This window comes from Rathayibacter sp. VKM Ac-2760 (genome assembly GCF_009834185.1).
Lineage (GTDB): Bacteria > Actinomycetota > Actinomycetes > Actinomycetales > Microbacteriaceae > Rathayibacter.
In genome coordinates this window covers 2,366,821-2,379,535 of the sequence record NZ_CP047173.1, presented here as the reverse complement: position 1 = coordinate 2,379,535, position 12,715 = coordinate 2,366,821, and the positions used below count along the sequence as shown (strand labels likewise).

The following is a 12,715-nucleotide window of genomic DNA, read 5'->3' as shown; positions in this document are numbered from 1 at the left end:
GCGGGCGGGGACCGCCGCGGGATGGGCTCAGCGGCGCACGCCGCCGCCCGCGAGGGCCGCCGCGCCCAGGATGCCCGCGTTGTTGCGCAGTGCCGCCGGGACGATGGGCGTGCGCAGGTCGAGCAGCGGCAGGAACTCCTCGTGGTGCTTCGAGATGCCGCCGCCCACGATGAACAGGTCGGGCCAGAGGAGCGCCTCGAGGTGGGAGTAGTAGCGCTGCAGGCGCTTGGCCCAGTGCTTGTAGTCGAGGTCGTCGCGCTCCTTGGCGGCGAACGAGGCCTTCTTCTCGTAGTCGCCGCCGTGGATCTCGAGGTGGCCGAGCTCGGCGTTGGGGATGAGCACGCCGTCGTAGATCTGCGCGGTGCCGATGCCGGTGCCGAGGGTGGTCATCAGGACCAGGCCCTTCTTGGCCCTCGCGGCGCCGAAGCGCGACTCGGCGTAGCCGGCGGCGTCGGCGTCGTTCACGAAGAAGATGTCGCGGCCGATGGCGTCCTCGAACAGCTTCTCGGCCTCGAGGCCGATCCACTCGTCCGAGACGTTCGCGGCGGACATCGTGCGCCCGTGCACCACGGCGGCGGGGAAGCAGATCCCGACGGGAGTGTCGGCCGGTGCGTCCGGGAGCATGCCCAGGATCTGCTGCACCGTGGCCACGATGTCCTTGGGGCGTCCGCCCTCCGGAGTGGCGACCTTCATCCGGTCGCTGAGGAGGGCGCCCTCGCCGAGGTCGACGTACGCCCCCTTGATGCCGGTCCCTCCGATGTCGATACCGATCGCGGTTGCAGCAGCAGTCATACCGGCCATGCTAGCGAGGCGCGAGGGGAGGAACCGGCGGGAAGCCCCGGCGTAGGATCGCCGCATGTCTGACGGTGATGCGAACTCCTGGTGGTACAACCTCAAGTCCGGTGCGGTGGAGCAGGGCTTCCAGTCCCCGTCCGTCGATCGCGCGGGTCCCTACTCGTCCAGCGAGGAGGCGTCCCACGCGCTCGAGAAGATGCGGGAGAACACCCGCCGCTGGGACGAGGAGGACGCGGAGGATCGCTGAGTCCGCGCTGACCCAGGCTCCGCACCCCGCTACTCGTAGCTGTGCTCGGCCCCGGGGTACGCGCCGGCCTCGACGTCCTCGCGGAAGGCGGTGACCGCTCCGGTGAGGACACCGCGCAGATCGGCGTACTGCTTGACGAAGCGCGGAACGCGTCCGGTGGTCAGCCCGGCGAAGTCGGTCCAGACGAGCAGCTGACCGTCCACGTGCGGCCCGGCGCCGACGCCGATCGTCGGGATGCGGAGCTCCTCCGTGACCTGCCGGGCGGCGTCGCTCGGCACCATCTCGAGGACGACGGCGAACGCACCCGCCTCCTGCACGGCGCGGGCGTCGGCGAGCAGCTGCTCGAGCCCCTCGCCGCGGCCCTGGATCATGTGCCCGCCGAGACCGTGCTCGCTCTGCGGAGTGAAGCCGATGTGCGCCATCACCGGGATGCCGGCCTCGACGATCCGCCGGATCTGCTCCGCGGAGCGGACCCCGCCCTCGAGCTTCACGGCGTGCGCGTGCGTCTCCTTCATGAACCGGAACGCGGTGTGCAGGGCGTCGTCCGCCCCCGTCTCGTAGGAGCCGAAGGGCAGGTCGGCGACGACGAAGGCGCGCTCGACGGCGCCGGCGACGGCCCGCGCGAGCGGGATGAGCTCGTCCACGGTGACCGGGAGCGTCGTGTCGTAGCCGAGCACGGTGTTGCCGGCCGAATCGCCCACGAGCAGGAAGTCGATGCCCGCCTGGTCGAAGATGCGCGCCGTGAGCACGTCGTAGCTGGTGAGTCCGGTGATCCGCACCCCCGAGTCCTTCGCGGTCTGGAAGTGGCGGGTTCTCACGCGTTTCACGGGCTGCGCTGACATGCGGTCGAGTCTATCCGCGCCCTGTCGCGGCTCCGCGGGGAACGGCCGGGCGCCCAGCGAGGGAGGGGCGGAGCCACTAGCCTGGGAGCGAAACAGGAAGGGCCTTGATGGACAAGCAACGGGACTTCGTTCTTCGCACCATTGAAGAGCGAGGGATCAAATTCGTTCGCCTCTGGTTCACGGACGTCGTCGGCACTCTGAAGTCGGTCGCGATCGCGCCGGCCGAGGTCGAGGGAGCGTTCGCCGAGGGTCTGGGCTTCGACGGCTCGGCCATCGAGGGACTCACCCGCTCGTTCGAGGCTGACGTCCTGGCGCACCCGGACCCGTCGACCTTCCAGATCCTGCCCTGGCGCGGCGAGATCGACCCGACGGCCCGGATGTTCTGCGACATCACCACGCCCGACGGCCAGCCCGCCGTCGCCGACCCGCGGAACGTGCTCAAGCGCACGCTCGCGAAGGCGGCCGAGCGCGGCTTCACGTTCTACACGCACCCCGAGATCGAGTTCTACCTGCTGAAGTCGTCGACCTTCGGCGCCGAGGGCCCCGAGCCCGTCGACTCGGCCGGCTACTTCGACAACGTGCCCGGCGGCACGGCGCACGACTTCCGCCGCCGCTCGGTCCGCATGCTCGAGGACCTCGGAATCTCGGTCGAGTTCAGCCACCACGAGGCCGGCCCCGGCCAGAACGAGATCGACCTCCGCTACGCGGACGCGCTCACCACGGCCGACAACATCATGACGTTCCGCACGGTCATCAAGGAGGTGGCGATCGAGCAGGGCGTCTACGCGACCTTCATGCCCAAGCCGCTCTCCGGCCACCCCGGCTCGGGCATGCACACCCACCTCTCGCTCTTCGAGGGGGACATGAACGTGTTCTACGAGCAGGGCGCGCAGTACCAGCTGTCGAAGCTCGGCCGGCAGTTCATCGCGGGTCTGCTCAAGCACGCGCCCGAGATCACCGCCGTGACGAACCAGTTCGTCAACTCCTACAAGCGCCTCTGGGGCGGCGACGAGGCCCCGAGCTACGTCTCGTGGGGCCACAACAACCGCTCCGCGCTGGTGCGCGTGCCGCTGTACAAGCCCAACAAGGGCCAGTCCTCGCGCATCGAGTACCGCGCGCTCGACTCCGCGGCCAACCCCTACCTCGCCTACTCGCTGCTGCTGGCCGCGGGGCTCAAGGGCATCGAGGAGGGCTACGAGCTCCCCGCCGAGGCCGAGGACAACGTCTGGACGCTGTCCGACGCGGAGCGCCGCGCACTGGGCTACAGCCCGTTGCCGGCGAGCCTCGACCGGGCGATCTCGCTGATGGAGGAGTCGGAGCTCGTCGCCGAGACCCTCGGCGAGCAGGTGTTCAACTTCGTGCTGCTCAACAAGCGGAAGGACTGGGCCGAGTACCGCGCCCAGGTCACCCCGTACGAGCTGCGCAGCAATCTCGAGATGCTCTGACCGCTCCACCCATGCCCCGCGAACGCACCCTCAGCGAGGTCGCCCGCCTCGGTTTCGCCGCTCTCGGCGAGACCGGGGCGCGGCTCGAGGAGGCGGAGGCCCTCGCGGGCCGCTCACTGGAGTCGGTGCTGCCGGCATTCGCCTCGGTGGCCGACCCGGACGCGGCGCTCGGCGCGCTGATCGATCTCCTGCGCCGTCGCCGTGATCGGATGGACGCGGTCCTCGCCGACGACGGCGCGCTCACGCGGCTGCTCCAGGTGGTCGGCGCCTCTTCGGGCCTCGCGGACTTCCTGCAGCGCCGACCGGACGAGCTCGCGGGGTTCCTCCAGCCCGCGCACGTCCTCCCCGGACGGGCGGAGCTGAAGCAGGAGCTCCTCGACTCGGTCGGCGCGGTCGACGGCTTCGCCGCGCTGCGCGAGGAGGAGGGCTGGGCGGCGCTGCGGGTCCGCTACCGCCGGCTGCTCACGCAGGTCGTCGTGCACGACCTCGGTCAGGCGGACCCGGTCGCGGCCGTGGATCGCGTCGCCCGCACCCTGGCCGATCTGGCCGGCGCGGCGCTGGAGGCGTCCCTCGCCGTCGCGCGCGCCGATCTCGTGGCCGGGGTCGGTCCCGGCCGGTTCTCGCGCGAGGAGGTCGAGGCGACGCGCTTCGCGGTGATCGGGATGGGCAAGGCCGGCGCCTCCGAGCTCAACTACGTGAGCGACGTCGACGTGATCTTCGTCGCCGAGGGCGATCCCGAGCGCGGGCTCTCGAACGCCCGGGCCATCGACATCGCGACCCGGCTCGCCGTGCTGCTGATGCGCGGCACGTCCGCGCTCGCGCTCGAGCCGGAGCTGTGGGAGGTCGATCCGAACCTTCGGCCGGAGGGCAAGCAGGGCGCCCTCGTGCGGACCCTGGAGTCGCACATCACCTACTACGACCGGTGGGCGAAGAGCTGGGAGTTCCAGGCGCTGCTGAAGGCCCGACCGCTCGCGGGCGACCTGGAGCTCGGTCGCGCGTACGTCGACGCGGTCGCGCCGAAGGTCTGGTCGAGCGCCTCGCGGGAGAACTTCGTCGAGTCGGTGCAGCGGATGCGCGAGCGCGTCACCGAGAACATTCCTCAGAACGACGTGCACTACCAGATCAAGCTCGGCCCGGGCGGGCTGCGCGACATCGAGTTCACCGTCCAGCTGCTCCAGCTCGTGCACGGCCAGACCGATGACGAGATCCACATGCCGGGCACCCTGCTGGCACTGGGCGCACTCGCGGATCGCGGCTACATCGGCCGCTCGGCGGCGGAGGAGTTCGCGCAGGACTACCGCGCGCTGCGACTCCTCGAGCACCGGCTCCAGCTGCGGCACCTGCGGCGCACCCACCTGATGCCCCGGGACGAGCACGAACTGCGGGCCCTGGCCCGGGGGAGCGGGCTGGCGCGCAGCGCCGAGGAGCTGCTCGTCGTCTGGAACGCGATCAAGCACCGGGTGCGCGGTCTGCACGAGCGGCTCTTCTACCGCCCGCTGCTCTCCGCGGTCGCGGCGCTGCCGGACGGTGGCATCGAGCTGTCGACCCGGCAGGCGGAGGCGCGGCTCGCCGCGATCGGCTTCGCGGACGCCCGAGGCGCCCTCGGCCACATCGCGGCGATGACCTCCGGGGTCTCGCGCCGCGCGAGCATCCAGCGCCACCTCGTCCCGGTCATGCTGCAGTGGTTCGCCGACGGTGCGGACCCGGACTACGGACTCCTCGCGTTCCGCCGGCTCAGCGACACCCTGGGCGGCACACCCTGGTTCCTCCGGATGCTGCGCGACTCCTCCGGCGCCGCGAAGCGCCTCACCACGGTGCTCTCCGGCTCGCGCTTCGTCGGCGAGCTGCTCGACCGCATCCCGGAGTCGGCGGCCTGGCTCGAGGACGACGAGGCACTGCGGCCGCGCAGCGCCGATCGGCTGGCGGAGGAGGTGCGGGCGGTGCTCGTCCGCCACGACACCCCGGAGGCGGTCGCCACGGCGCTGCGAGGCATGCGCCGCCGCGAGGTGCTGCGCACCGCGATGGGCGGCGTGCTGGGGCTGATCTCCATCGAGGAGATCGCGACCAGCCTCTCCGACATCATCACGGCGCTGCTCGGCGGAGTCCTCGTGGCGGTGCGGCGCTCGAGCACCGATCGTCGCGGCTCGGCGGCGGAGTTCGCCGTGATCGGCATGGGGCGCTACGGGGGAGCGGAGCTCGGCTTCGGGTCCGACGCCGATGTCATGTTCGTGCAGCGCCCCGGCCAGGCGGATCCGCACGAGGCGCAGCTCTACGCCCAGTTCCTGGTCGCGGAGCTGACCCGGCTCACCGAGGACTCGCGCCTCCCGCTCGACCTCGACGCCGATCTGCGGCCCGAGGGGAAGAACGGTCCGCTGGTCCGCTCGCTCGACTCCTACCGCGCCTACTACGCCCGCTGGTCGCTCACCTGGGAGGCGCAGGCGCTCCTCCGCGCCCGCGGGGTGGCCGGCGACGCGGCGCTGATCGCCGACTTCGAGGAGCTGGCCGACGGCGTCCGCTACCCGGCGGCGATCTCGGACCGCGACACCCGCGAGGTGAAGCGGATCAAGGCCCGCGTCGAGAGCGAGCGGCTGCCGCAGGGCGCCGACCCGAAGCGCCACCTCAAGCTCGGCCGCGGCTCGCTCAGCGACGTGGAATGGCTGGTGCAGCTGCTGCAGCTCCAGCACGCGCGGTCGATCCCTGCTCTGCGGACCACGTCGACCCTGACGGCGCTCGCGGTCGCCGAGGAGGCCGAGCTGGTGTCCGGCCCCGACGCGGAGCGGCTGCGCGCGGCCTGGATCTTCGCCTCACGGGTGCGCTCGGCGATGACGCTGTGGACGAACCGCACCGGCGACGTGCTGCCGAGCGATCGCCGGCAGCTGGAGGGCGTGGCGCGCCTGCTGGAGTACCCGGCCGACTCCGCGACGCGGCTCGAGGACGACTACCTCGGTGTCACGCGCCGCGCCCGCGCCGTGTTCGAGCGCCGTTTCTACGGCCCGGCGGAGACCGACGCCCCGAGCTACCGCTGAGGTCCTCCGGCCCGTCACTCGCCGCGGGTGCTGGCACCCGAACTGGGCGGAAGACCGTCCGACGGATGGGCACCACCCTGGAACCTTGATAGGTTTCGAAGACTCCGCTGTGCACTGTAACCCGAAGGTGGGACGCTTGCTCGCTCGACTCCTCGCAATGCTCCGCCGCTCGCGCCGTCGAGGTGCGCGGCTCTGCGAGGCCTGCGGGCTCCGACCGGCCCGCCCACGGGACCCGTTCTGCTCCGAGGCGTGCGCGCGGACCTTCTACCTGTACGAGTAGTCCGTCGCGCTGCGGGCGCATCAGAGGGAGCGGCGCGGGGAACGCGGAAGGGCCGCCCCTCCGAGGAGGGACGGCCCTTCGTGCGTTCCGGCAGGATCAGACGCCGTAGTACAGCTCGAACTCGAAGGGGTGCGGGCGCTGCGCGAGGGGCTTGATCTCCTTCTCGCGCTTGTAGTCGATCCAGGTGTCGATGAGCTCCTGGGTGAACACGCCGCCCTGCAGGAGGAACTCGTGGTCGGCCTCGAGGGCGGCCAGGGCCTCCTCGAGCGAGGCGGGGACCTGCGGGATGAGCTTGGCCTCCTCGGGGGGCAGCTCGTAGAGGTCCTTGTCGACCGGCTCGTGCGGCTCGATGCGGTTCTTGATGCCGTCGAGGCCCGCCATCAGCTGTGCGGCGAACGCGAGGTACGGGTTGCCCGAGGCGTCGGGCGCACGGAACTCGATGCGCTTGGCCTTCGGGTTGGTGCCCGTGATCGGGATGCGGATCGACGCGGAGCGGTTGCCGGCCGAGTAGACCAGGTTGACCGGCGCCTCGAAGCCCGGGATCAGGCGGTGGTACGAGTTGACCGTCGGGTTCGTGAACGCGAGGACCGCGGGGGCGTGCTTGAGCAGGCCGCCGATGTACCAGCGGGCGATGTCCGACAGGCCGCCGTAGCCGTTCTCGTCGTAGAACAGGGGCTTGCCGTCGTTCCACAGCGACTGGTGGGTGTGCATGCCCGAGCCGTTGTCGCCGAAGAGCGGCTTCGGCATGAACGTGGCGGTCTTGCCCCACTGCTCGGCCGTGTTCTTGACGATGTACTTGAACTTCAGGATGTCGTCCGCGGAGTGGACCATCGTGTCGAAGCGGTAGTTGATCTCCGCCTGGCCGCCGGTGCCCACCTCGTGGTGCGAGCGCTCGAGGATGAGGCCGGCGTCGATCAGCTTGAGGCAGATGTCGTCGCGCAGGTCGGCCTGCTTGTCGACCGGGCTGACGGGGAAGTAGCCGCCCTTGTAGGGGGTCTTGTTGCCGAGGTTGCCGCCCTCTTCGACGCGGCCCGAGTTCCAGGCGCCCTCGACGGAGTCGACGGAGTGGAACGCGGAGTTCTGGGTGACCTCGTAGCGCACGTCGTCGAAGATGTAGAACTCGGCCTCGGGGGCGAAGAACGCGGTGTCGGCGATGCCGGTCGACGCGAGGTACTTCTCGGCCTTCTTGGCGACCTGGCGCGGGTCCTTCGAGTAGATCTCCCCGTTGCGCGGGTTGTAGATGTCGAAGACGAGGATCAGGGTGCGCTCGACGCGGAAGGGGTCCACGTAGGCGGTGGTCACGTCAGGGATCAGCTGCATGTCCGATTCGTGGATGTTCGCGAATCCGCGGATCGAGGACCCGTCGAAGAGCTGGCCGACGGAGAAGAACTCCTCGTCGACCGTCGAGGCGGGGATGTTGAAGTGCTGCTGGACACCGGGGAGATCGGTGAACCGGATGTCGAGGAACTTGACGTCCGTGTCCTTGATGAACTTGAGCACCTCGGAAGAATCTTTAAACATGCAAAGGTCTCCAATGGCGTAACGGGTTGCTGCAGAGCGCAGCCGTTCCAGGGTAGTGACGGGGAGTTTCCCCGCCGTGTCCCGATTGTTTCGACCATGTTACGGGGCGGTGACGACCGGACTCGACCCCGATGCCGGGTCACGGCTCGCGGACGGGCGCCGCGGGTAGCATCGGAGGATGCCAGCACCCGAACGCAGGACCTTCGCGGAAGTCGCCCCGAGCGCGCGGCCGGGGGAGCGCCTCGGCCTCCCCGAGCACGGCCGGATGTCGGTCGCCCGGGTCGGGCGCCGATTCGCCGCCCTCGCCGTCGACTTCGCGATCGTCGCGCTGCTGTCGTTCGTCTTCTTCGACTACGACCGCTGGGCGAGCATCGTCCTGTTCGTGGTGCTGCAGGCCGTTTTCATCCCGACGATCGGCGGGAGCATCGGTCACCGTCTGCTCGGGCTGCGCGTCGTGCGCCTCGGTGGCGGCTGGGTGGGCGTCTGGCGCCCGCTGGTGCGGTCCGTCCTGCTGGCCGTCCTGGTGCCGGCCCTGGTCTGGGACTCGGACCAGCGCGGCTTCCACGACAAGGTCGCGGGCACGGTGCTCGTCCGGTACTGACGCGGCGGACTCTTTCGGGGCAGCGCCTCGCCGGAGACGACGAACGGGCCGGCGGGAGCGATCCCGACCGGCCCGTTCCGCCGTGCACGTCAGCGCGAGCGCTGCGGCCGCACCTTGAACGGGTCGACGCCCTTGGGGATGGGCAGCGACGTGTTCAGCGAGGCGAGCCGGTTCTTGACCGCGAGCACCTCGGCCTTGGTCAGCACCTTCTTGGTCTTGGCAAGCGTGCGCGGCACCTTGTGCAGCGGCACGGCCTCCGCGTCGGGGCCGACGTTGACGAATGTGACGGGGACGTTGGGGAGGATGCGGGTCACCTTGCGGCGCTCGTCCTCGAGCATGCGCTTGGTGCGGCCGGCGGGGCCCTCGGCGATCAGCACGACACCGCCGCGGCCGACGGCGCGGTAGACCGCGTCCTGGGTCTTGCCGTTGACGGCGACCGGCATCTCGCCGCCGGTCCAGGTGCCGCGGAGACCGCTGCGCAGGACCGCTCCGACGGCGCCGGGCTGACCGGCGATCTGCCCGTAGGCGGCGCGCTCCGCACGACGGGACAGCACGGCGAGGCCGGCGACGAGACCGGCCATCACGCCGACGACGATCCAGAGGGCGATGACGAAGCCGTTGCCGTCGCCGAGCAGGACTCCGAGGAGCACGCCGATCAGGATGGGGACGGCGAGGGCGAGGAGGATGATCCAGACCGCGCTGCTGTCGTAGCGGCGGGTCATCTGGAACACCTGCCACATCTGCTTGAGACGTCCGGGTTCCTTGACCGCCTTCGTCGACGGTTCCGTGCTGCGTGCCATTCCCCCAGGATACCGAGCCGACCCGGCGGGGGAGACCGATCCGGGTGGATCCGCGCGGGGAGGGCCGCTCGGGCTCCTCCCCAGGGCGCGTCGGCGCGCCCCCCTCCACCGATCGGGCGGCGTCGCGCCTGCCGAGCGGAGGCGGCGGCCATCCTCGGCTCATGGCAGCGAGCGGCACGGTGGGGCGAGGGACGGTGGGGCGAGGGACGGTGGGGCGAGGGACGGTGGGGCGAGGGACGGCGGAGCGAGGGACGTCGGCGAGGGGAGCGGCGGCGAGAGGGCCGGGGCCGAGCGCCGTCGGGCCGGGCGAGCGGATCGCCGCCGCCGCCGTGGTCGGAGCCGGGGCGCTCGGTCCGCTCGTGCGAGGGGACGACGGCGGGGTGCTGAACGCCCTGGTGCTCTCCCGGGAGCGGGCGGAGCGGGTGCTGCGGCTGGGGCTCGACCGGCTCGGGCGGCACGAGCACCGGGAGCATCTGGTCGACGTCGGGATCGTCCGCGCGGGCCTCGTGCTGCTGACGGAGCCGCCGATCGTCCGCACGCTGGAGCAGGTGCTCGACTCGGGTGCGCGGCTGCCGCCCGGCGCCGTGGTCACCGTCCTCGCGCCGGTGATCGCAGCACTCCGCGAGGCGGCCGTCGACGGGGTGCTGCTCGCTCCGGGCGCTGACGCCGTCGGGCTGACCGAGGAGGGGCGGCCGGTCCTGCTGCTGAGCGGGTCCGCGGCCGCGAGGTCCGTCGAGGAGGTCGGCGCCGCCGTCCGCGACCTCCTGGGCCGCTGCCGAGACCGCTGCCCGGAGTGGCGGGGGAGCCCGGATGCGCAGGACGACCTGGAGGAGCTGGAGGCACTGCTCTACCGGTCGGCCGCGCCGCGACCGCTCGGTGCCCTGCTCCGAATGGAGGGCCCTCCGGACCGGCGGAGTGCCGACCCGGGAGGCCCGGCCGGGCGGAGCGCCGAGGTTCCGGCCCGGCATCGGCGATCGCATCCCTTCGACGGCTGGCAGGCTCGGCTGCGGGGCGTCGTCCGCCGACGGCGCGGTCCCCTGATCGCGGGAGCCGTCATCCTGCTCGGTGCCCTGCTGGCGAGCGGAGTGGGCCCGCAACGGGGTGCGGAGGCGGGGACCCCCGCCTCCGAGCGGACGGAGATGCGGCCGAGCGACGCGCAGCCGGTGCCGGAACGCTCGCGAACGACGCCGACCGTGACGCCGAGTCCGACGGCCACGCCGACCGCGTCCGCGAGTCCGACGTCGACTCCGACCACGTCCGCGAGTCCGACGTCGACTCCGACCACGTCCGCGAGTCCGACGTCGACCCCGACCGCCTCCGCGAGTCCGGCATCCACTCCCGACGTCCGTCCACCGGGTCCCGACGTCGGCGCCGAGGAGGCCGCGACGGCTCTGCTCGGTGCCGTCCGCCACTGCGGCTCGGCCGAGGTGGTCTGCATCGCCGGGCTCACCACGGCTGACTCGCCGATCCGGTCCGACGCGGCCTCGGTCGAAGCGCTCGTCGCGGCCGCGCCCGCGGTCGCTGCCGTGCACGCCGACGTGAACGGCGCCTCGGCGATCGTCGCGATCGGGGCGGACCCGGGAACGACGAAGGCCTCCGTCCTGATGATCAGGACGGAGGCCGGCTGGCTTCTGCGGGACGTCTTCACCGACGGGGGCCGCTAGTGCGGCGCGTCAGCGAGGGGTCGTCAGAGGCCGAGGTCGTTCTCGAACGAGCCCTCCTCGAGGCGCTCCTTGATGGCCACCAGGAAGCGGGCCGCGTCGGCGCCGTCGACCGTGCGGTGGTCGTAGGAGAGGGCGAGGAACACGGTCGAGCGGATCGCGATCGCGTCGCTGCCGTCGACCTGGACCACGGCCGGCTTCTTCGTGACGATGCCGGTGCCGAGGATCGCGGTCTGCGGCAGGAACACGACGGGCGTGTCGAACAGCGCGCCGCGCGAGCCGGTGTTCGTCAGCGTGAAGGTGCCGCCGGCCAGCTCGTCGGGCTTGAGCTTGTTGTTGCGGGTGCGCTCCGCGAGGTCGCCGATGGTCGTGGCGATCTGCGCGAGGGTGAGCTCCGACGCGTTCTTCAGCACCGGGGTCAGCAGGCCGCGCTCGGTGTCGACCGCGATGCTGATGTTCTCGTGGTCCGGGTAGACGATCGAGTCGCCGTCGAGCGTCGAGTTGATCACCGGGTAGGCCTTGAGCGCCTCGGCGGCCGCGAGGGCGAAGAACGGCAGGAAGGACAGCTTGGCGCCGGTCTTCTCGTTGAAGGTCTTCTTGACCGAGTCGCGGAAGCGGGCGACAGCCGTGACGTCGACCTCGACGACCGAGGTGAGCTGGGCGGTCGACTGCATCGACTCGACGGCGCGCTGCGCGAGCACCTTGCGCAGGCGGGTCATCGGCTGCGTGGTTCCGCGCAGCGGCGAGGTCTCGAGCGGCGTGCGCGCGGCCTTCGCGGCGGCCGCGGCGGGAGCCGGGACCGGGGCGGGAGCCGACTTGGCGGCCTCGACGGCGTCGAGCACGTCCTGCTTGCGGATGCGCCCGCCGACACCGGTGCCGGTGAGGGCCGACAGGTCGATGCCGTTCTCGCCGGCGAGCTTGCGCACGAGGGGCGTGACGTAGCCGGGGTTCGAGTCGGTCGCCTCGGGGGTCGCGGCGGGCGCCGGAGCGGCTGCGGCGGCAGGCGCCGGAGCGGCGGGAGCAGGAGCGGCGGGGGCCGGGGCGGAGGGGGCCGGAGCGGACACCTCGGGCGCGGCGGGCTTCTCGGCGGCAGGCGCCGGCTCGGGCTCGGCGGGGGCGGGCGCCTCCTCCTCGGTCTCCGCGTCGACGGAGGGGGTGACCTCGTCGGTCGGCTCGGTCTCGGCGGCCTCGGCCTCGGGCGACTCCTCGGCGGCGGGGGCCTCGGGCTCAGCCGCGGCCGCGGCTCCGGAGCCGTCGCCGATGCGGACCAGCTCGGCGCCGACCTCGACGGTCTCGTCCTCCTGGACGAGGATCTCCTCGATGACACCGGCGACGGGCGACGGGATCTCGGTGTCCACCTTGTCGGTCGAGACCTCGAGCAGCGGCTCGTCGACCTCGACGCGGTCACCGACGTTCTTCAGCCAGCGGGTGACCGTTCCTTCCGTGACACTCTCTCCGAGTGCCGGGAGGCTGACGGATTCGCTCATGAGCCTGTCT

10 protein-coding genes are annotated in these 12,715 nt (G+C 71.7%); 5 read left to right on the top strand and 5 right to left on the bottom strand.

Annotated features, from left to right (window positions below; genetic code table 11):
- Positions 1–27: 27 nt before the first annotated feature.
- Positions 28–792, bottom strand: a complete 765-nt coding sequence (gene ppgK, locus GSU72_RS10770; protein ID WP_159985013.1) for a polyphosphate--glucose phosphotransferase — start codon at positions 790–792, stop codon at positions 28–30.
- 64 nt (positions 793–856) lie between these two features.
- On the opposite strand from ppgK, the gene GSU72_RS10765 reads away from it, so the two are divergent.
- Positions 857–1,042, top strand: coding sequence for an SPOR domain-containing protein (locus GSU72_RS10765; protein ID WP_159985012.1), 186 nt, complete (start codon positions 857–859; stop codon positions 1,040–1,042).
- Positions 1,043–1,071: 29 nt separating this feature from the next.
- On the opposite strand, the gene panB is transcribed toward GSU72_RS10765, so the two are convergent.
- Positions 1,072–1,884, bottom strand: a complete 813-nt coding sequence (gene panB, locus GSU72_RS10760) for a 3-methyl-2-oxobutanoate hydroxymethyltransferase (RefSeq protein ID WP_159985011.1) — start codon at positions 1,882–1,884, stop codon at positions 1,072–1,074.
- A gap of 107 nt (positions 1,885–1,991) precedes the next feature.
- Between panB and GSU72_RS10755 the strand changes: the two genes are divergently transcribed.
- Both GSU72_RS10755 and GSU72_RS10750 read left to right on the top strand, forming a co-directional pair.
- Complete coding sequence (locus GSU72_RS10755; protein ID WP_123445837.1) at positions 1,992–3,329, top strand: glutamine synthetase family protein; 1,338 nt, start codon at positions 1,992–1,994, stop codon at positions 3,327–3,329.
- Positions 3,330–3,340: 11 nt separating this feature from the next.
- Entirely contained in the window at positions 3,341–6,355 is a 3,015-nt protein-coding gene (locus GSU72_RS10750) for a bifunctional [glutamine synthetase] adenylyltransferase/[glutamine synthetase]-adenylyl-L-tyrosine phosphorylase (RefSeq protein WP_159985010.1), read from the top strand.
- Positions 6,356–6,731: 376 nt separating this feature from the next.
- Here GSU72_RS10750 and glnA read toward each other — a convergent pair whose 3' ends face one another.
- On the bottom strand, positions 6,732–8,156 hold the full coding sequence (gene glnA, locus GSU72_RS10745) for a type I glutamate--ammonia ligase (RefSeq protein ID WP_159985009.1): 1,425 nt from the start codon (positions 8,154–8,156) through the stop codon (positions 6,732–6,734).
- Between the two features lie 178 nt (positions 8,157–8,334).
- Here glnA and GSU72_RS10740 point away from each other — a divergent pair, with 178 nt between their 5' ends.
- Positions 8,335–8,757 carry an RDD family protein gene (locus GSU72_RS10740; RefSeq protein ID WP_159985008.1) on the top strand — a complete coding sequence of 141 codons (423 nt, stop codon included), beginning with the start codon at positions 8,335–8,337 and terminating at the stop codon, positions 8,755–8,757.
- 89 nt (positions 8,758–8,846) lie between these two features.
- Here the strand turns inward: GSU72_RS10740 and GSU72_RS10735 are convergent, their stop codons facing one another.
- Positions 8,847–9,557, bottom strand: a complete 711-nt coding sequence (locus tag GSU72_RS10735; RefSeq protein ID WP_159985007.1) for a DUF4191 domain-containing protein — start codon at positions 9,555–9,557, stop codon at positions 8,847–8,849.
- Positions 9,558–9,916: 359 nt separating this feature from the next.
- Here GSU72_RS10735 and GSU72_RS10730 point away from each other — a divergent pair, with 359 nt between their 5' ends.
- Entirely contained in the window at positions 9,917–11,221 is a 1,305-nt protein-coding gene (locus tag GSU72_RS10730; protein ID WP_159985006.1) for a hypothetical protein, read from the top strand.
- 23 nt (positions 11,222–11,244) lie between these two features.
- Here the strand turns inward: GSU72_RS10730 and sucB are convergent, their stop codons facing one another.
- Positions 11,245–12,705, bottom strand: coding sequence for a 2-oxoglutarate dehydrogenase, E2 component, dihydrolipoamide succinyltransferase (gene sucB, locus GSU72_RS10725; RefSeq protein WP_159985005.1), 1,461 nt, complete (start codon positions 12,703–12,705; stop codon positions 11,245–11,247).
- Positions 12,706–12,715 lie beyond the last annotated feature (10 nt).

What these genes read in the sequence shown, in the direction of transcription:
- ppgK (WP_159985013.1), bottom strand. Translation starts at nt 792, where the DNA reads ATGACTGCTGCTGCAACCGCGATCGGTATCGACATCGGAGGGACCGGC.
- GSU72_RS10765 (WP_159985012.1), top strand. Translation starts at nt 857, where the DNA reads ATGTCTGACGGTGATGCGAACTCCTGGTGGTACAACCTCAAGTCCGGT.
- panB (WP_159985011.1), bottom strand. Translation starts at nt 1,884, where the DNA reads ATGTCAGCGCAGCCCGTGAAACGCGTGAGAACCCGCCACTTCCAGACC.
- GSU72_RS10755 (WP_123445837.1), top strand. Translation starts at nt 1,992, where the DNA reads ATGGACAAGCAACGGGACTTCGTTCTTCGCACCATTGAAGAGCGAGGG.
- GSU72_RS10750 (WP_159985010.1), top strand. Translation starts at nt 3,341, where the DNA reads ATGCCCCGCGAACGCACCCTCAGCGAGGTCGCCCGCCTCGGTTTCGCC.
- glnA (WP_159985009.1), bottom strand. Translation starts at nt 8,156, where the DNA reads ATGTTTAAAGATTCTTCCGAGGTGCTCAAGTTCATCAAGGACACGGAC.
- GSU72_RS10740 (WP_159985008.1), top strand. Translation starts at nt 8,335, where the DNA reads ATGCCAGCACCCGAACGCAGGACCTTCGCGGAAGTCGCCCCGAGCGCG.
- GSU72_RS10735 (WP_159985007.1), bottom strand. Translation starts at nt 9,557, where the DNA reads ATGGCACGCAGCACGGAACCGTCGACGAAGGCGGTCAAGGAACCCGGA.
- sucB (WP_159985005.1), bottom strand. Translation starts at nt 12,705, where the DNA reads ATGAGCGAATCCGTCAGCCTCCCGGCACTCGGAGAGAGTGTCACGGAA.